The organism is Serratia marcescens, from assembly GCF_001902635.1.
GTDB lineage: Bacteria > Pseudomonadota > Gammaproteobacteria > Enterobacterales > Enterobacteriaceae > Serratia > Serratia marcescens_F.
Genome location: NZ_MJAO01000015.1, coordinates 25,679 through 43,928, shown reverse-complemented (window position 1 = coordinate 43,928; position 18,250 = coordinate 25,679). Strand labels below are relative to the sequence as shown.

General features: G+C 58.0%; 18 protein-coding genes and 3 tRNA genes. 5 read left to right on the top strand and 16 right to left on the bottom strand.

Annotated elements, in window-relative coordinates; genetic code table 11:
* Positions 1-108 precede the first annotated feature (108 nt).
* From pykF to BHU62_RS15775, 6 genes are all read right to left on the bottom strand, one after another.
* Complete coding sequence (gene pykF / locus BHU62_RS15800) at positions 109-1,521, bottom strand: pyruvate kinase PykF (protein WP_073532852.1); 1,413 nt, start codon at positions 1,519-1,521, stop codon at positions 109-111.
* Between the two features lie 394 nt (positions 1,522-1,915).
* The gene (locus tag BHU62_RS15795) at positions 1,916-2,221 is read right to left on the bottom strand and encodes a cupin domain-containing protein (RefSeq protein ID WP_073532851.1); all 306 of its coding nucleotides are present in this window, start codon (positions 2,219-2,221) and stop codon (positions 1,916-1,918) included.
* Positions 2,222-2,334: 113 nt separating this feature from the next.
* Positions 2,335-2,411, bottom strand: a tRNA-Val gene (locus BHU62_RS15790).
* 20 nt (positions 2,412-2,431) lie between these two features.
* Positions 2,432-2,508, bottom strand: a tRNA-Val gene (locus tag BHU62_RS15785).
* A 20-nt stretch (positions 2,509-2,528) separates the two neighbouring features.
* Positions 2,529-2,605 (bottom strand) — tRNA-Val (locus tag BHU62_RS15780).
* 191 nt (positions 2,606-2,796) lie between these two features.
* Positions 2,797-4,173, bottom strand: a complete 1,377-nt coding sequence (locus tag BHU62_RS15775) for an MATE family efflux transporter (protein ID WP_073532850.1) — start codon at positions 4,171-4,173, stop codon at positions 2,797-2,799.
* Positions 4,174-4,411: 238 nt separating this feature from the next.
* Between BHU62_RS15775 and BHU62_RS15770 the strand changes: the two genes are divergently transcribed.
* Positions 4,412-5,062, top strand: coding sequence for a riboflavin synthase subunit alpha (locus BHU62_RS15770; RefSeq protein WP_073532849.1), 651 nt, complete (start codon positions 4,412-4,414; stop codon positions 5,060-5,062).
* 54 nt (positions 5,063-5,116) lie between these two features.
* Positions 5,117-5,410, top strand: a complete 294-nt coding sequence (locus BHU62_RS15765; RefSeq protein WP_073532848.1) for an I78 family peptidase inhibitor — start codon at positions 5,117-5,119, stop codon at positions 5,408-5,410.
* Positions 5,411-5,482: 72 nt separating this feature from the next.
* Here BHU62_RS15765 and cfa read toward each other — a convergent pair whose 3' ends face one another.
* Positions 5,483-6,634, bottom strand: coding sequence for a cyclopropane fatty acyl phospholipid synthase (gene cfa / locus BHU62_RS15760; protein ID WP_073532847.1), 1,152 nt, complete (start codon positions 6,632-6,634; stop codon positions 5,483-5,485).
* Between the two features lie 342 nt (positions 6,635-6,976).
* On the bottom strand, positions 6,977-8,188 hold the full coding sequence (gene punC, locus BHU62_RS15755; RefSeq protein ID WP_073532846.1) for a purine nucleoside transporter PunC: 1,212 nt from the start codon (positions 8,186-8,188) through the stop codon (positions 6,977-6,979).
* A 123-nt stretch (positions 8,189-8,311) separates the two neighbouring features.
* Here punC and punR point away from each other — a divergent pair, with 123 nt between their 5' ends.
* Complete coding sequence (punR, locus tag BHU62_RS15750) at positions 8,312-9,256, top strand: DNA-binding transcriptional activator PunR (protein ID WP_073532845.1); 945 nt, start codon at positions 8,312-8,314, stop codon at positions 9,254-9,256.
* Here the strand turns inward: punR and purR are convergent.
* Positions 9,253-10,278 carry an HTH-type transcriptional repressor PurR gene (purR, locus tag BHU62_RS15745; protein WP_004931336.1) on the bottom strand — a complete coding sequence of 342 codons (1,026 nt, stop codon included), beginning with the start codon at positions 10,276-10,278 and terminating at the stop codon, positions 9,253-9,255. The two genes, punR and purR, sit on opposite strands and share 4 nt — an antisense overlap.
* Positions 10,279-10,602: 324 nt before the next feature.
* Between purR and BHU62_RS25005 the strand changes: the two genes are divergently transcribed.
* Positions 10,603-10,692, top strand: coding sequence for a YnhF family membrane protein (locus BHU62_RS25005; RefSeq protein WP_019455989.1), 90 nt, complete (start codon positions 10,603-10,605; stop codon positions 10,690-10,692).
* 61 nt (positions 10,693-10,753) lie between these two features.
* Here BHU62_RS25005 and sodB read toward each other — a convergent pair whose 3' ends face one another.
* On the bottom strand, positions 10,754-11,332 hold the full coding sequence (gene sodB, locus BHU62_RS15740; RefSeq protein WP_073532844.1) for a superoxide dismutase [Fe]: 579 nt from the start codon (positions 11,330-11,332) through the stop codon (positions 10,754-10,756).
* Between the two features lie 199 nt (positions 11,333-11,531).
* Complete coding sequence (locus tag BHU62_RS15735; protein WP_073532843.1) at positions 11,532-12,350, bottom strand: C40 family peptidase; 819 nt, start codon at positions 12,348-12,350, stop codon at positions 11,532-11,534.
* Positions 12,351-12,766: 416 nt separating this feature from the next.
* On the opposite strand from BHU62_RS15735, the gene BHU62_RS15730 reads away from it, so the two are divergent.
* The gene (locus tag BHU62_RS15730; protein WP_019455987.1) at positions 12,767-13,114 is read left to right on the top strand and encodes a Grx4 family monothiol glutaredoxin; all 348 of its coding nucleotides are present in this window, start codon (positions 12,767-12,769) and stop codon (positions 13,112-13,114) included.
* Between the two features lie 69 nt (positions 13,115-13,183).
* Here the strand turns inward: BHU62_RS15730 and rnt are convergent, their stop codons facing one another.
* The 5 genes from rnt to eptA all read right to left on the bottom strand — a co-directional run bounded on the left by rnt (position 13,184) and on the right by eptA (position 18,245).
* Positions 13,184-13,867, bottom strand: coding sequence for a ribonuclease T (gene rnt / locus BHU62_RS15725; protein WP_073532842.1), 684 nt, complete (start codon positions 13,865-13,867; stop codon positions 13,184-13,186).
* A gap of 78 nt (positions 13,868-13,945) precedes the next feature.
* Positions 13,946-14,353, bottom strand: a complete 408-nt coding sequence (gloA, locus tag BHU62_RS15720; protein WP_004931325.1) for a lactoylglutathione lyase — start codon at positions 14,351-14,353, stop codon at positions 13,946-13,948.
* Positions 14,354-14,689: 336 nt separating this feature from the next.
* Complete coding sequence (locus BHU62_RS15715) at positions 14,690-15,793, bottom strand: alkene reductase (protein ID WP_073532841.1); 1,104 nt, start codon at positions 15,791-15,793, stop codon at positions 14,690-14,692.
* A gap of 90 nt (positions 15,794-15,883) precedes the next feature.
* Positions 15,884-16,504: a TetR/AcrR family transcriptional regulator gene (locus tag BHU62_RS15710; protein ID WP_073532840.1), complete on the bottom strand. Its 621-nt coding sequence runs from the start codon at positions 16,502-16,504 to the stop codon at positions 15,884-15,886.
* 103 nt (positions 16,505-16,607) lie between these two features.
* Complete coding sequence (eptA, locus tag BHU62_RS15705) at positions 16,608-18,245, bottom strand: phosphoethanolamine transferase EptA (RefSeq protein ID WP_073532839.1); 1,638 nt, start codon at positions 18,243-18,245, stop codon at positions 16,608-16,610.
* Positions 18,246-18,250 lie beyond the last annotated feature (5 nt).

Genomic DNA, 18,250 nt, shown 5'->3' with positions numbered 1-18,250 from the left:
TAAATAATGAGCGGATCGCGGTTGCGTTTTGAGAAAAATAGTTTACTGCCGATAAAAAAAACGCCGCAAAGCGGCGTTTTCATCAAAACAATTATGTCACGTTTTATATTAAAGCACGTGTACCGAGGCGGTGTTGGTGGTGCCGCTCGGCACCAGCGCGCCGGAAACCATCACCACGACGTCGCCTTTTTGCGCCAGGCCGCTGGCCAGCGCGGCTTCTTTACCGATGCGGTAGAAATCGTCGGTGGAGGCGATTTCTTTGACCATCTGCGGAATGACGCCCTTGCTCAGCACCAGCTGATGCGCGGTGGTCTGGTTGGTGGTCAGCGCCAGGATCACTGCGTTCGGGAAGTATTTACGCACGGATTTCGCTGACTTGCCGCCGCTGGTGGCCACCACGATCAGTGGCGCGTCCAGTTTCTCGGCGGTTTCAACCGCACCGCGGCACACCGCTTCGGTGATGCGCAGTTTGCGGCGATCGTTCAGGGTGTCGATGCGGCTTGGCATCACGCGATCGGTGCGCTCACAGATGGTCGCCATGATGGTGACCGCTTCCAGCGGGTATTTGCCCTTGGCGCTCTCGCCGGACAGCATCACGGCGTCGGTACCGTCCAGAATGGCGTTGGCGACGTCGCCGGCTTCGGCACGGGTAGGGCGCGGGTTCTTGATCATGGAATCAAGCATCTGGGTGGCGGTGATCACCACTTTACGCGCGCGGTTGCATTTTTCGATCATCATCTTCTGGGCGAAGATCACTTCTTCCACCGGGATCTCCACGCCCAGATCGCCGCGGGCGACCATGATGCCGTCGGAAGCTTCGAGGATTTCGTCGAAGTTGTTCAGGCCTTCCTGGTTTTCGATCTTGGAGATGATCTGGATCTGCTCGCCGCCGTGGGCTTTCAGGTGCTCGCGGATCTCCAGCACGTCGGAACGTTTACGGATGAAGGATGCCGCCACGAAATCGACGCCTTGTTCGCAACCGAAGATCAGATCGCGTTTGTCTTTCTCGGCCAGCGCAGGCAGCTGGATGGAAACGCCTGGCAGGTTAACGCCTTTGTTCTCGCCCAGGTCGCCGTTGTTCAGTACCTTACAGATCACTTCGTTTTCAGTCACGTGGGTGACTTCCATGCCGATCAGACCGTCGTCAACCAGCACGGTGTTGCCGATTTTCAGGTCGGCGGCGAAGCCGGCGTAGGTGACTGCCACGCGCTCGGTGTTGCCGATCACGCTCTGGTCAGTGGTGAAGGTGAAAGTTTGGCCGGCGACCAGCGAGGCGTCTTTGCCGCCTTCCAGCTTCATGGTGCGAATTTCCGGGCCTTTGGTATCCAGCAGGATGCCGGCGTTAATGCCGGTTTTCGCCATTACGGCGCGCATGTTTTTGATGCGGTTGCCGTGCTCTTCATAGTCGCCGTGAGAGAAGTTGAGACGCATCACGTTCATGCCCGCGTTGAGCAGGTTGGTCAGCATTTCTTCCGATTCGGTTTTTGGACCGATGGTACAAACAATTTTGGTCTTTTTCATGGCGGAGTTTTCTACAAGTTGTGATGGATAAAAAAACGAATATGACCGGCGGTGGATTCGCCGGTAGGGAATTTGGGTCGTGCCTGGCGGTGAAAAACATAGTTAAGGATAGGTGACGACAGTTGAAGTGGGGCGGAAAAATTCAGCCCGCGCGGGGGCGCGGGGATGCTGCGCAACGGGGTAAGATCAAATCGTGTTGTTATTGCGTTTTCGCAGATCAAGGGCTGAAACCATTCAACTGATAGACGTTGCGCATTATAAAGGCTAAGCGGCGGGAAACAAACTAAAAAACCGCGACAGCGCGGCGGATATGACAAAACGGCGGCAAATGTGGCGCAAATGCAACGCGTTGCGGGCCGCTTGTTGCGCAAATAACCTTACTGTAAACGCAGGATTAGCGCGTTTGGGGAATTTCCAGTAACACGCCGGCGCTCAGACAGAAGCTGCCGCTGGCGACGTTGGCCGGAAGGGTCAGGCTCTCGCCAGCCCGCACCACCCGCGCGTCGCCGCCGAGGGTGAACTCGAATTCGCCGGATACCACCCGGGTTTGCAGCGCGTGCGGATGTTTTTGCAATTGACCGAAGGCGCCGGCCTCGAAACGCACTTCCGCCGCCGGTGCGCCGTCGCTCATCACGCCCTCACGGCGGGAAAGACCATTGTCGAGCGGCAAAAAGGCAGTTTTGGCGGTAAATGTGGTCATGTGGCGTTCCTGATTGGTGGTGGCAGTGGCGCGGTGTGTTCGCAACGAGCAAGCCTGGCGGAGAAATATCAACGAAGATTATAACGCGATGGGAAGAGAGATGTTCAGCAATATGGTGCGTCCGAGTGGACTCGAACCACCGACCCCCACCATGTCAAGGTGGTGCTCTAACCAACTGAGCTACGGACGCACTGCGCTGCTTCTGAAATTTGGTGCGTCCGAGTGGACTCGAACCACCGACCCCCACCATGTCAAGGTGGTGCTCTAACCAACTGAGCTACGGACGCACTGTACTGCTTCAGGAATTTGGTGCGTCCGAGTGGACTCGAACCACCGACCCCCACCATGTCAAGGTGGTGCTCTAACCAACTGAGCTACGGACGCATCTTTTCCTGTCTGTCATGGCTGACAGCGGGGACGAATATTAACGAGCTACCTGCGCGCTGGCAAGGGGAAAAACGCAATTTTATTCGGTATTTCACGCGATTGCTGAGGTTGTGCGCAGTCCGGCGTTTTTTTCCGCAAACCGTGCCGCGTCGGCCCCGGCCGGGGATGAAACCGGCCGGGGAGTGCGATCAGCGTGTGGAGCGCTGCAGGATGAGCGCGGTCGGCTGTTTCTGCAGCCAGCGCATGCGCAGTGCCATCATGATGGCGGCGAAGGTCAGGCCGATGATAAAGCCGATCCAGAAGCCGCTTGGCCCCATCGCCGGCACCACCACATCGGTCAATGCCAGCAGATAACCGCTCGGCAGACCCAACACCCAGTAAGCGATGAAGGTGATGAAGAAGATCGCGCGGGTGTCTTTATAACCGCGCAGTACGCCACTGCCGATCACTTGGATCGAATCCGAGATCTGGTACAGCGCCGCCAGCAGCATCAGCTGCGAGGCCATCGCCACCACCGCCGGGCTATCGTTGTACAGCAGGGCGATAGGTTCGCGGAAGGTGGCGGTGAACAGCGCGGTGCAGACGGCCATGGTGACGCCGACGCCGATGGCGGAATAGGCGGCCACGCGCGCGCCTTCCACCGATCCTTCGCCCAGGCGATAGCCGACGCGGATGGTGGCGCCGACGCCCAGCGACAGCGGCAGCACGAACATCAGCGCGCTGAAGTTGAGAGCGATCTGGTGGCCGGCGACCGCGACGATCCCCAGTGGTGAAACCAGCAGCGCCACCACGGCGAACAGGGTGACTTCAAAGAACAGCGCCAGCGCCACCGGCATGCCGATGCCGATCAGGCGTTTCAGCGCCGCCCAATCCGGGCCACCGAGATCGCTTTCCTGCCGTTTGATATCGCGCTGCGACGGTGCGCGCTTCACGTACCAACGCATCATCAGGAACATGATCCAGTAGACGCTGCCGGTGGCGACGCCACAGCCGACGCCGCCCAGTTCCGGCATGCCGAATTTGCCGTAAATAAAGATGTAGTTGATTGGGATATTGACCAGCAGGCCGAGGAAACCGATTACCATGCCGGGTTTGGTTTTGGACAGGCCTTCGCACTGGTTGCGCAGCACCTGGAAGAACAGGTAGCCCGGCGCGCCCCACATAATGGCGTGCAGATAACCGACGGCTTTGTCCGCCAGCTGCGGATCGATGTTGTGCATCATGTCGATGACGAACTTGCAGTTATACAGCACGACAATCAACAGTACGGACACGCCGGAAGCCAGCCAGAAACCCTGGCGCACCTGATGCGCGATGCGATCGCGGCGCCCGGCGCCGTTGAGTTGGGCGATAACTGGGGTCAGCGCCAGCAGCAGGCCGTGGCCGAACAGGATGGCCGGCAGCCAGATCGAGGTGCCGACCGCCACTGCCGCCATGTCGGTAGCGCTGTAGGCGCCGGCCATGATGGTATCTACCACGCCCATGGCGGTTTGCGATATTTGCGCGATGATGACCGGGATGGCGAGAGCCAATAAACTACGCGCTTCAATTAAGTACTTCTGCACGCATACACCTTTCTATTTATATATGTGGGAGGGAGGGCTGCCGCGAGAGGACAACAATTAAAAATAGCGGAATTTTGTCAAAAATATTGTACCTGCTCGGCGTCGTTAAGCAAACGCTGCGGATAAATAGTTATTAAATGCGCAGGCACGCGTTTTTTGCCGTCGCGGATTTGGTTTTCCGCGCCAACTGGGGCACACTGCCGGAAGCGTTTTTACCTATCAGCAAGAAGAGGCACATATGTTCACCGGTATCGTACAAGGCACCGCGCCGCTGGTCGCCATTGATGAGAAACCCAATTTCCGCACCCACGTGATCGAGATGCCTGCCGAGCTGCTGCCGGGCCTGGAGCTGGGGGCGTCGGTGGCCCACAACGGCTGCTGCCTGACCGTCACCGCGGTGGAAGGCAACCGCGTCAGCTTCGATTTGATCAAGGAAACGCTGCGCCTGACCAACCTTGGCGATCTGGGGCTGGGCGATATCGTCAATATCGAGCGCGCGGCGAAATTCAATGACGAAATTGGCGGTCATTTGATGTCCGGCCATATTATCTGCACGGCGGAAGTGGCCAAAATTTATACGTCGGAGAATAACCGGCAGGTATGGCTGCGCATGCCGAACGCGGAATTGATGAAATATGTGCTGCATAAAGGTTTTATCGGCATCGACGGCATTAGCCTGACCATCGGTGAAGTGGTGAATAACCGTTTCTGCGTGCATTTGATCCCGGAAACGCTGGAGCGTACCACGCTGGGTAAAAAGCGTTTGGGCGACAAGGTGAACATCGAGATCGATCCGCAAACGCAGGCGGTGGTGGATACCGTCGAGCGCGTGCTGGCCAACCGTGAAGCGACGCTGGCGGCGGCGATGCCCCCGGCGCACAAAGACTGACAGCGATTCGGGCGCTGCCGCCGGAATCGAATCATAACCAGAGAGGAGAAACGCGTGAAGTTTTATGGGAAAACGTTGCTGTTAACCGCGTTGCTGGCGCTGAGTGCCTGCAGCAGTTCACCTGAGCAGGGCGCCGGTGCACAAACGGCCGATGCGGACGACACTTGCGGTGCTTCGCAGTATCAAAGCTATGTCGGCAAGCCGATGACCGCGCTGGAAGGCGTGCGGATCGATTCTCAGGTGCGGGCCATTCCGTACAACTCGGCGGTGACTATGGATTTCAACCTGCGCCGCCTGAATTTCCTCGGCGATAGCAACGATAAGATCATTCGCGTTTACTGCGGCTAAGCCGCATGCTTCGAACGAGCGAAAAAAAGCCCCGGCGATGTAGTTGCCGGGGCTTTTTTGTCCGTAAAGCACTTAGCGTGCGACGCGGATACCGCCCTCAACGCCTTTCGGGCTGAACATCACCTGCCACAGCTGCAGATCGCGTGCGCGGAACGCGCCGGCACAGGCGTTCAGGTAATAGCTGAACATTCGCTCGAAGCGTTCGGAATAGCGCGGAGCGAGCTGTGGCCAGGCCTGCTTGAAACGTTCGAACCAGGCCATCAGCGTGCGATCGTAATCGGCGCCGATGTTGTGCCAATCTTCCATCACGAAACGGCCTTCGCTGGCCTGGGCGATATGGATCGTCGACGGCAGGCAGCCGTTCGGGAAGATGTATTTGTTGATCCACGGGTCGACGTTCATGTCGGTCTTGTTGGAGCCGATGGTGTGCAGCAGGAACAGGCCATGCGGCACCAGGTTGCGCTCTACCACGTTGAAATAGGTGCGGTAGTTTTTCGGCCCGACGTGTTCGAACATGCCGACGGAGACGATGCGATCGAACTGCTGATGCAGATCGCGGTAATCTTGCAGGAGGATCTGCACATCCAGCCCGGCGCAGCGCGCCTGGGCCAACTTCTGTTGTTCGGCGGAAATGGTGACGCCGACCACCGAAACGCCGTAATTTTTCGCCGCATAGGCGGAGAGCCCGCCCCAGCCGCAGCCGATGTCCAGCAGGCGCATGCCCGGCTGTAGCTGCAGTTTTTCGCAGATCATCCGCAGCTTGGCTTCCTGCGCCGCTTCCAGCGTGGTGGCCTCTTTCCAGTAGCCGCAGGAGTATTGCATGTAAGGATCGAGCATCAGCGTAAACAGATCGTTACCCAGATCGTAATGCTCTTTGCCGACGATCCAGGCGCGCTTTTTCGATTGCAGATTGGTCAGGCGCGCGGCGGCGATGCGCAGCGTATCTTTCAGATGGTGGGGGAGTTTCTTCTCCAGCCCGGCGCTGACCACGCGCTGAAAGAACATATCCAGCCGTTCGCATTCCCACCAGCCGTCCATATAGCTTTCGCCCAGACCCAGCGAACCTTGCTGCAAAACGCGTTTAAAGAAATCGGGGTTTTTAACCTGAATATCGAAGGGGCGCGATCCGTTGATTTCAATACCGGCCAGGCCGAGCATTTCGTGAGCGATACGGTACCACTGATTGTCCTGGATGCTCAGATCTTCTATACACGATGAACTCATAGCTTCTCCATCACCTTCTTCTGACTGATGACCCGTTAGGAAACAGCTTAGACAATTTCTGCGGGTGCATGCGTTTACCGGCGGAAAATAGGCCCGCGGCGTCTGATATCCGACTATGAACAGAGGTAATTTTAAGGCGCTATCCGGTGCAAACGAGGCGGGATAAACGCGTCCTAAAAAAGAGTGTGACGCAATGCGCGTACACAATAGCTAATTGAGATATAGGGATTATAAAGTGTTACTTTAAAAGGTTGTTTTTGAGTATAGGCGTGCCGAGGCGCTTACTCAACCGTAAATCGCACTCGGCACGAACATTATTTAAGTGATTATTAATATTGATAATTATGACGCAGTGTTAGCATGTTCCCGCTGCGTTTCTTGCCGCGTATCGGCCGTTTTTCCCCGCTGCAGGAAATAGCCCAGCGCGGCCAGAATCACCGTAGAAACCATTACCGTCACCGTCGCCAACAGCGGCTGGGCGATAAACACCGACACCAGCATGCTGGCGACAAAACACAGCCCGAGCTGCAGCGTATTTTGCAGCGCGGCGGCCTTGCCGCTACTTTCCGGGAAGGGCATCAGCGCGTTCGCCACCATGATCGGGTAGCCGGCGCCGTTGACCAGCGCCATCACGCAGAATGGGACCAGCAGCGTGGTGAGCGTTGGGGCGGTCAACGTCGCCACCAGATACAGCGCCACCATACTGGCGCCATAAGCGGCCAGCAGCCACGGCAGCAGCGCTTTGCCATCGATGCGCTTGAGCGCGGCGCGGCAGCCGTAACCGCCCAGCAGGAAGGCCAGCGTCTGCGGCACATAACTCAGGCCGATGTCGCTCGGGCTGTAACCCATATCACCGAGGATGAACGGCGAGCCGGTCAGCCAGGCGAAGAAACCGGCCGAGCAGGCGGCGTACATGGCGACGTTGCCGCTGAACACCGGCGACTTCAACAGTTGCCAGAAGCTGACGCCGTTTTTCGGTGCGTCGGCGGTGGATTGCGTTTTGGCGCGCTCTTTGAGCATCAGCGTCGGCAGCAGCAACAGGATGGTGATAGCCAGCAGCGCGGCGAAGATCGCACGCCAGCTGGCGTGGTTCAGCAGCCAGGCACCGAGCAACGGCGCCAGCGCCGGCGACAGCGCCACCAGCGGCATGATAGTGGCGAACACGCGATTGGCCTGGCCTTCACGGTAGCGATCGACCACCAGCGCTTGCCAGATGGCGGCGGCGGAACAGACGCCGACGGCTTGAATAAAGCGCAACGTCCAGAGTTGCACGGCGTTTTCTACCCACAGCATGCCCAGGCAGCCGAGCGCGAACAGCGTCAGGCCGATCAACAGCACCGGTTTGCGGCCCAGACGGTCGGAGAGCGGCCCCCACAGCAGCTGCGCGAAGGCGAAGCCGGCCAGGAAGATACTCAGGCTGGCGCTGACTGCGCCGGCGGAAATTTGCAGCTCCTCCCGCATGGCGCCGAAGGCGGGCAGGTACATATCGGTCGCCAGATAACCCAGCATGCTCAGGCCGGCGAGATAGAACATAAAGCCAAAGGAATTTCGCATGGTATTTCTCGTTAATATTTTAATGTCGCAGGTTTTTAGCGCCGGCCAGTGTATCCGGCTGGATCTCTGCTTGTGAAACGGTAATATTTGCAAAGTGCTGTTAAAAAAATTGAAGGCAAAGCGATGTGGTCTGAATATTCTCTTGAAGTCGTCGACGCAGTGGCGCGCACCGGCAGTTTCAGCGCGGCGGCGCAGGAGTTGCACCGGGTGCCGTCGGCGGTAAGCTACACGGTGCGGCAACTGGAGCAATGGCTGGCGGTGCCGCTGTTTGAGCGGCGCCACCGCGACGTGGAGTTGACGCCGGCCGGCGCGCTGTTTATCAAGGACGCGCGAGTTGTTATCAAAAAAATGCTCGACACCCGCCGCCACTGTCAGCAGGTGGCCAACGGTTGGCGCGGCCAGCTGAATATTGCGGTGGATATCATCGTCAAACCGCAGCGCAGCCGCCAGCTGGTGCTGGATTTCTACCGTCATTTCCCCGACGTCGAACTGATGCTGCAACCCGAGGTGTTCAACGGCGTGTGGGATGCATTGGTGGACGGCAGGGCGGACATGGCGATCGGCGCCACGCGCGCGGTGCCGGTCGGCGGCGGCTTTGCCTTCCGTGATATGGGCTATATGAACTGGCTGTGCGTGGTCAGCCCGCAACACCCGCTGGCGCTGTTGGCGGGGCCGCTGCATGACGATCAATTGCGGCCTTATCCGTCGCTCTGCCTGGAGGACACCTCGCGCAATCTGCCTAAGCGCGTCACCTGGACATTGGATAACCAGCGGCGGCTGGTGGTGCCGGACTGGATCTCGGCGCTCGATTGCTTGTGTGCCGGGCTGTGCGTCGGCATGATGCCGGCGCATCGGGCGTTGCCGCTGGTGCAACGCGGCGAACTGAAGGCATTGCAGTTGCAGCAGCCGTTTCCCGCCAGCCCGTGCTGCCTGACCTGGCAACAGGATAAGCCGTCGCCGGCGATGAGCTGGCTACTGGCGTATCTGGGCGATGGGGAGACGTTGAACCAGGAATGGCTGAGCGAGGCAGAACCGGAAGCCATGCCGGCTTCCGGCGCGAGGGATTAGCGGCGGTAGTCGATGAACGGGCCGTCGGCGACCGAGCGGCGCTCGACCAGTTTCGGATGCACTTCGATCACCTGCGACTCTTCGCGTTTGCTGATGATGCGATCCAGCAGCATGGTGAAGGCCATTTCGCCCAGGCGTTCTTTCGGCTGGTGAATCGTGGTCAGCGCCGGGGTGAAGTAGCGAGCGTTGCGCACGTTGTCGTAGCCGATCACCGAAATATCTTGTGGCACCCGTAGCCCCAGCTCGTCGGCGGCGCAGATGGCGCCCATCGCCATGATGTCGCCGCCGCAGAACACCGCGGTCGGCCGCTGTTTCTGCGACAGGATCTGGTGCATCGCCTTGTAACCGGACTCCGGCTCGAAGTCGCCTTGAACGATCCACTCTTCGCGAATGTCGATATGCGCTTCTTGCAGCGCTTTCATAAAGCCCTGATGGCGGCCGCCGCCGGTGTTGCGCGACAGCTGGCCCGGAATGGCGCCGATATCGCGATGGCCACGTTCGATCAGGTAACGGCCGGCCAGATAGCCGCCTTCGAACGCGTTATCGATAATGGTGTCGGTGAAGTCGCCGCGGGCCGCGCCCCAGTCCATCACCACCATCGGGATGTTGCGGTAGTCTTCCAGCATGCCCAACAGCTGATCCGGGTATTCGGAACACATGACCAGCAGGCCGTCGACGCGCTTTTGCGCCAGCATCGCCAGGTAGGCGCGCTGCTTGTCCAGATTGTTGTGCGAGTTGCACAGGATCAATGTGTAGCCTTTGCTGTAGCAGCTGTTTTCTACCGCCTCGATCACTTCGGCGAAGTAGGGCGCTTCGCTCGAGGTGGCCAGTAGGCCGATCGACTTGGTGTGATTGACTTTCAGGCTGCGTGCCACGGCGCTCGGCGAGTAGTGCAGCTCTTTGATGGCGGCCCACACGGCCGCTTTGGTCTCTTCGGCGACGAAACGAGTCTTATTGATGACGTGCGAAACGGTGGTGGTGGAAACGCCAGCGCGTTTGGCCACATCTTTAATCGTTGCCATGTAAGGAATGACTCCTGAACTCACATGTTTACAGCATGTAAGTGTGATGTTAATCGTTTGCCTACGTAGATCCTTCTCCAGAGAAGCGAAAACTGAGTTTTTAGTGTGTTGAAGTCTTCAGCGCTTAATCAGGAGGGGCATGGATGCCGGTACGCAGTTGTGAACTGCGAATTTTGTCGCATATTGAGCAAAAGTGGAAGAGCTAATCGATATTATAAACCGGGAAATGATAACAAGATTTTATCGGCGAACTGTGGGAAAATGATTTGACGCACTAATTGTGCGCCTTTTATCCTTAGGAAAGCCCATTTGAAAGGAGTTGTCATGGATACTGAACTGAAGATGTCGCTGTTCACCACCGTCTGCGCTTTGGCAGTGATTATCGCTTTCAGCTTTGTCGCCGCGTTGAACTGATTTCCCGCCGGTTATAAAAAAGGCGCAGCCTGGCTGCGCCTCGTCACGTCAGGGTCTGCGCTTACGCCAGATTTTCCGCAGCGAAGTTCCAGTTGACCAACGCCCAGAAGTTTTCCAGGTATTTTGGCCGCGCATTGCGGTAATCGATGTAATAGGCGTGTTCCCACACGTCAACGGTCAGCAGCGGTTTGTCTTCACCGGTCAGCGGGGTCGCCGCGTTGGAGGTGTTGACGATCGCCAGCGCGCCGTCTGGTTTTTTCACCAGCCAGGTCCAGCCGGCGCCGAAGTTTTTCACTGCGGCATCGGTGAACTGCTCTTTGAAGGCAGCGAAAGAGCCGAAGGATTTGACGATCGCCGCCGCCAGTTCGCCCTGCGGCTCACCGCCACCCTGAGGCGACAGGCAGTGCCAGTAGAAGGTGTGGTTCCACACCTGCGCGGCGTTGTTGAAGACGCCGCCGTTGGAGGTCTTGATGATCTCCTCGAGCGATTTGCCCTCGAACTCGCTGCCTTTCACCAGGTTGTTCAGGTTAACCACGTAGGTGTTGTGGTGTTTGCCGTAGTGGTATTCCAGGGTCTCGGCGGAGATGTGCGGCTCGAGCGCGTTTTTCTCATACGGTAATGCAGGTAATTCAAACGACATTGCTTCCTCCTTTACAGCGCCATTCGCTTCCCGCCAGGGCGAGAACCGGGTGGGCCGTTTTTTATTGTGGTCGTTCAATCTTAACAATTTTCATCATAAAAAACAGGATGAAAAGCGATAAATGCGCGCGGGGGAGTGCGATGGGCGATAGCTTGAGCAGGCGGTTGCGACGAACGCCGCAACCGCGCAAAGACGGGAATTAACGAATGGTTTTCGGGGTGACCACGCGGCGTGCGCCGATGTAGTGGTTCTGCCAGTAATCGTTGTCGAGCTGGCTGATGCGGATCTCTTCGCCGGTGCGCGGCGACTGGATGAATTTGCCGTTGCCGAGGTAGACCCCGACATGATCTGCTACGCCGCGGTTGTTGATGCGGAAGAACACCAAATCGCCACTTTCCAGTTCATTTTTCTTGATCGGCGCCGCGTCACGCAGGTGGTACATCTCGTTGGCGGTGCGCGGCATCTTGATCTTCACCACGTCTTTATACGCGTAATAGATCAAACCGCTGCAATCGAAACCGGTGCGCGGCGAACTGCCGCCCCAGCGGTAAGGCTTGCCCATTTGGCCCATCAGTTTGGCCATCGCGGTCTGCTTGGCGTGCTGGTAGCGCTTTTTGTGCGCCGGGCTGAGTTTCAACGGTTTTTCATCGCGCGCCAGTTTGGCGGTGGCCATGCCGGCTTCGCGGTGGCGGCCGTAACCTTTCTTGTAGCCCTTTTTCGGCGGGGTGACAGTTATTTTGGCGGTTTTCTGCGCTTTGGCCTTCGGTTTGGCGCCGGCGATCTTTTTCGCGCTTTTCTCGCTTTTGGCCTTGGCGGTCTTGGTTTTTTTCTCAGGAGCCGTCACTTTGGCTTTTTTGGCGGTTTTGTCCGCTTTCTTTTTCCTGCGGTCATCGGGCCGCGCTTCATTAGCATGGCTTTTGCGCTGTTCGGCGGCAACACGCGCCTGCGGCGCCGCATGCGCCAAATTGAAGAAGAGCTGCGTAAACAGCAGCGCAAAGAGCGTAAGAATTAAACGCATGTCGACGTCACCAACCTTGGCCCCGAAACGGATATCGAAAGAGTTACAGTATTCCCGAATTTCGCCATATAAAACAGCGAAGAACTCATAAATAATAATCCATATTGTGAGAAAACGTTAATGGCCTTTTTTTTGGTTTAAAATCAGCCCATTGATGTATGAAAAAACGCCAGGCGGCGGTGGCGGATATAATTAAACCGCGCCGTCATCACGGCGCAATATATTAGTGAAATGGTCGGATTAAAAATGTTATTCTCAACGTATGTTTTGACCGGAATGACGTGGCCGGTGAAACGCGATCGGGGGCGGGCGAATATCCTTGCAAAAGATGGCGTTTTCTTGCGACTGTTCCAGCCGCTACAATAGCCCGCGTGATGCATGTTGTAGCCATGAAATGTGGCTTGAGGAAGCAATAAATGACGACGACAATTGAAAAAATTCAGCACCAGATCGCTGAAAACCCGATTTTGCTGTACATGAAGGGTTCACCGAAGCTGCCGAGCTGCGGCTTCTCCGCACAGGCGGTGCAAGCGCTGTCCGCCTGCGGCGAGCGTTTCGCCTACGTGGATATTCTGCAGAACCCGGACATCCGCGCCGAGCTGCCTAAATACGCCAACTGGCCGACCTTCCCGCAGCTGTGGGTTGACGGTGAGCTGGTCGGTGGTTGCGATATCATCATTGAAATGTATCAGCGTGGCGAACTGCAGCAGCTGATCAAAGAAACTGCGGAAAAATATAAAGCGCAGGAAGACCAGCAGTCATAATCGACAGACTTGCGGTTATCGCGTAATGGGGCGGCGCCAGTGCAAACTGGGCCGCCTTTTTTGTTGGGGTTATTCGTCGGGATCGACGGCGGGCAGCGGCCAGCCGCCGAGACGTTTCCAGCGGTTGACCAGCTCGCAAAACAACAGGGCGGTTTGCTCGGTGTCGTACAGTGCGGAGTGCGCCTGGCTGCTGTCGAACGGCATGCCGGCGGCGATGCAGGCTTTCGCCAACACCGTTTGCCCCAGCACCAGGCCGCTCAGCGCCGCGGTGTCGAAGGTGGCGAACGGATGGAACGGGTTGCGCTTCAGGCCGGCGCGTTCAGCCGCGGCCATCAGGAAGCTGTGATCGAAATTGGCGTTGTGCGCCACGATAATGGCCCGGTTGCAGCCGCGATCCTTGAGCCCTTTGCGCACCGCTTTGAAAATGGCATGCAGCGCGTCGTATTCGCTGACCGCGCCGCGCAGCGGGTTGTGCGGGTCGATGCCGTTAAACGCCAGCGCTTCCGGCTGCAGGTTGGCGCCTTCGAAAGGCTCCACGTGGAAGTGCAGGGTTTCGTCCTGCTGCAGCCAGCCGTCTTCATCCATTTTCAGCGTCACGGCGGCGATCTCCAGCAACGCATCGGTATTGGCGTTGAAGCCGGCGGTTTCAACATCTATTACTACGGGATAAAACCCACGAAAACGACCACTCAGGGCGTTAAGATCACTTTTCTCGGCCATCAGTTTCTTATCTTCATCGAATGCAGCGCGCATTATGGCAAATTTTGCGCCCGGTTGCAGGCGCTATCGCGCGGAGAATCAGCAGGGCGCAGTGCGCCCTGAGGGGGAGGCTTAGTGGCCGAGGCCCTGACCGGCGTGTTTGTTTTCGATCAGTTCGATTTTGTAACCGTCCGGATCTTCGACGAAAGCGATCACCGTGGTGCCGCCTTTCACCGGTCCGGCTTCGCGGGTGACCTTGCCGCCCGCGCGGCGGATGCTGTCGCAGGTGGCGGCAACGTCGTCTACGCCCAGCGCCAGGTGGCCGAAGGCGGTGCCCATGTCGTAGCTGTCGGTGCCCCAGTTATAGGTCAGTTCGATAACCGCGCCTTCGCTCTCTTCCGTATAACCGACGAAGGCCAGCGAGTATTTGTACTCCGGGTTTTCGCTGGTGCGCAGCAGGCGCATGCCTAATACCTTGGTGTAGAAGTCGATGGCGCGTTGCAGGTCACCGACGCGGATCATGGTATGGAGTAAGCGCATAATTCCTCTGAATTGACTGTGCCGTGGCAGACGGCGGGTGGATTGAAGCACAAGCGAGTATAGCCTTGTCCCGCAAGGGAATTCAATGTGACGAATGAGTGACAATGTCACTTATGGGTCTCGCGACGGTGGTGTCTAAATATTGATCGGGCGTAACGATCAATACGAAGTAATTGATCTGCACAATCAATTATCTATTTCGACGGCAAGCGTGTAAAAATTGAACGGCAGTAGAGCACAACACCAGGGAACACCGGCCCGCCCCGTGCGGGCTTTTTTGCGTGTGACATAAAAAAACGGCCAGCTTGCTGCGTGGCCGTTCAGGGTCAGGAGGGGTTATTTCGCCAGAAACGGATAGTCGGTATAGCCTTCGGCACCGCCGCCGTAGAAGCTTTCCGGCTTAGGTTCGTTCAGCGGCGCGTGCTGCTGGAAGCGCTCCACCAGATCCGGGTTGGCGATGTAGCTGCGGCCGAAGGCCACGGCGTCGATGAAGCCTTTTTCGATCAACGCTTCGGCTTTCTCGGCGGTGTAGGCACCGGCACCGACGATCACCCCTTTAAAGTGGGCGCGCACCGAATCGCGGAAGGCGTCGGAATACGGTTTGCCACCGGCCCAGTCCGGTTCGGAGATGTGCAGGTAGGCGATGTTGCGCTTGTTCAGCTCTTCCACCAGATACAGCGCCGCTTCTTCCTGGTCTTCGCCGTTGTCCAGGCCGTTAAACGGCCCCAGCGGCGAGATGCGGATGCCGATGTGCTCGGCGCCCCATTCGGCGGCGGCCGCGTCGACCACTTCCAGCGTCAGGCGAGTGCGATTCTCGATGCTGCCGCCGTATTGATCGGTTCGTTGGTTGGAGGCTGGCGACATGAACTGATGCAGCAGATAGCCGTGGGCCGCATGCAGTTCGATGAAGTCGAAGCCGGCTTCCCGCGCGTTGGCGGTCGCCTGGCGGAAATCGTTGACGATGCCCGGGATCTCGCTGGTTTCCAGCGCGCGCGGCGTGGAGGTTGGCACGCGCACCCAGGCGCCGGTTTCATCACGCACGGTGGTGCGGGTTTCGGCGTTGATCGCTGAAGGCGCGACCGGCGCTTGCCCGCCCGGCTGCAGGCTGGCGTGGGAGATACGCCCTACGTGCCACAGCTGCACGGCAATATGGCCGTTTTTATCATGCACCGCCTGCGTGATGTTTTTCCATGCGGCGATCTGCTCCGGCGTATGCAGCCCCGGCGCACCGGCGTAGCCTTTGGCCTGGAAGGAGATCTGCGTCGCTTCGGTCACGATCAGGCCGGCGCTGGCGCGCTGCGCGTAATATTCCGCCATCAGCGGCGTGGGAATGTCGCCCGGTTCGATGCTGCGCAGACGCGTCAGCGGAGCCATAAACACACGGTTGGGCAGAGTGGTGGTGCCAACCTTCAGCGGAGAAAGCAATTTTTCAGTCTTCATAGTGCATCCTGTATTTAATAGACCGGTCGTCTAGTAATGAGCGATAAAAAACCACGAACTGCATTTTTCAATAAAAAGAGAATGTTATCGTTACGGTTGCGGCGGGCGCAGCAGCAACTCGATGCTTTCCAGCGCGCAGGTCAACGGCGCCAAAGAGTGGCGGATCTTGGCGCGCAGCGAGGCGCCGAGCCACAATGAATACAACGTCTCTGCGGTCGCTGCCGGGCTCATGGCTACCGACAGCGAACCCTCGGCGATACCGCGTTCGATGGCCTCCTGCAGATGGCCAATCACGCGAGCGGTGCCTGTTTCCAGCGCGTGGCGCATCGGTTCCGACAGATCGCTCACCTCGGCGGAAAGCTTCACCGCCAGGCAGGCGTTATGGCATTCGCTGCGGCAGTGGTAGCTGATAGCCTGGGCATAATAACCGAGCAGTTGGTGGCGGGCATCGCCGCGCTCGTCGGCAAACAGCGCCTGCATTTCTGCATCATAATGCGCGAAATAGCGCTGCAACATCGCTTCGCCGAAGGCTTCCTTCGAGCGGAAATAGTGGTAGAACGAACCTTTCGGCACGCCCGCGGTGGCCAGCAGTTCGCTCAGCCCCATGCCGGTAAAGCCCAGGCGCAGGCTGAGGGTTTCGCCGGTGGCGAGCAGATGTTCACGTGTATCCACGGTGCAATGCGTTGATTTGGTCATAGTGGGGGTGAGCATAATAGACCGATTGGTCTAGGTCAATAGGGATAAAAAAACCGGCGCACAAAACGCCGGTTGTCTGCAAGCTATTGTGCCTCAGCGGCACGCGGAAGTTAAGCGCTTACGCCGCGCCGCGGCAACGCTGCAGAATGTCCAACTGGGATTGGTATTCGCGGGTCTGTACGTTCAGCATGCCCAGCAGGGTGTGGAACAGGTTGTCCTGCGAGACGTCGTCCTTTTCCGCCAGCGTGTTCAGGCACTGGCGATCGACGCCGAAGTTGCGCTGATAGTCGGCCGACATCCACATCAGGAAAGGCACGTGCGTTTGCTGGCTCGGCGCGAAGACATAAGGCGTGCCGTGCAGATACATGCCGTTTTCCCCCAGCGACTCGCCGTGATCGGACAGGTAGACCAGTGCGGTATTGAACCGGTCGTCATACTGTTGCAGCAGTTTGATGGTGGCATCCAGCATCGCGTCGGTGTACAGAATCGAGTTGTCGTAGGTGTTCACCAGCTGTTCATGGCTGCAATCCTGGATCTGATTGCTGTTGCAGGTCGGCGAAAACGTCTGGAACTCCGACGTGCTGCGGCGGTAGTAAGCCGGGCCGTGGCTGCCCATCTGATGCAACACGATCACGCCGTCGTCTTTCAGGCTATTGATATAGTCATTCAGCTTGTACAGCAGCACGTTGTCCATGCAAACCTCGCCGTCGCAGTCCTGCGGCAGTTTCAGCTTGGTCATGTCGATGTGCGGCACCCGATCGCAGGCGCCTTTGCAGCCGCCGTCGTTATCGCGCCACAGCACGTTGACGCCGGCATGCGCCAGCACGTCCAACACCCCTTCCTGATGCGCTGCCTGAGTCGCGTCGTATTCTCGGCGCGGCATATTGGAGAACATGCAGGGGACGGAGATCGCCGTTTCAGTGCCACAAGAACTGGCGTTCTTGAAATAGACCACGTCGTCCTGTTTCAGGCGCGGATTGGTTTCGCGCTCGTAGCCCCCGAGGGAGAAGTTTTCGGCGCGGGCGGTTTCGCCCACCACCAGGATCACCAGCGTTTTCTTGGTCTGACCGGCGATCAGCGGCCCTTTGCGCGCATCTTCACCGATCTTCACCAGCGGCAGATTGCGGGTGAAGTAACGCTGCTCGGTAAACTTGATGGTACCGGCGACGAAGTTGGACGGCGTCAACATCTTCACCACGCTTTTATTGTTGCGGATCAGCGAGGCGTAGTCTTTGTAGAACAGCGCGGCGACGATCAGGATCACCACCAGCGACAGCATGACGTTGGCGGCCCGCAGCCCGACCATGTACCACCAGGGGCGGGTTTGGCGAATATGGGTGAAGCAGACCGCCACCGCCGGCAGAATGCCGAGCAGCGTCAGCCACAGCCCCATGCGCGGCGTCAGCAGCGCCGTCGCCTCCTGGGTATTGGTTTCGAAGGCGTTTTGCATCATGTTGCCGTCGATCACCACGCCATAGCTGTACATGAAATAGTTGGCTGCCGCGCTGCCGAGCAAGAAAAAGATGATCAGCGGCTTGCGCAGGAAGGGCACGGTCAACACGCTGAAGATGATGTTCAGCGCGCAGAAGATCACCACCGGCATGCTGGCGGCGAAAATCACGCTGTGGACGCTATCGAAGGTGATATACGACCAGGCGCGATGCAGGAATAACGCGTTTTGAAACAGAGTGAAGAACAGGGCGGTGGCGAGGATGAAACCGAGGCTGTTGCACTGTAAGCGTTGACGTAACCACATTGCCA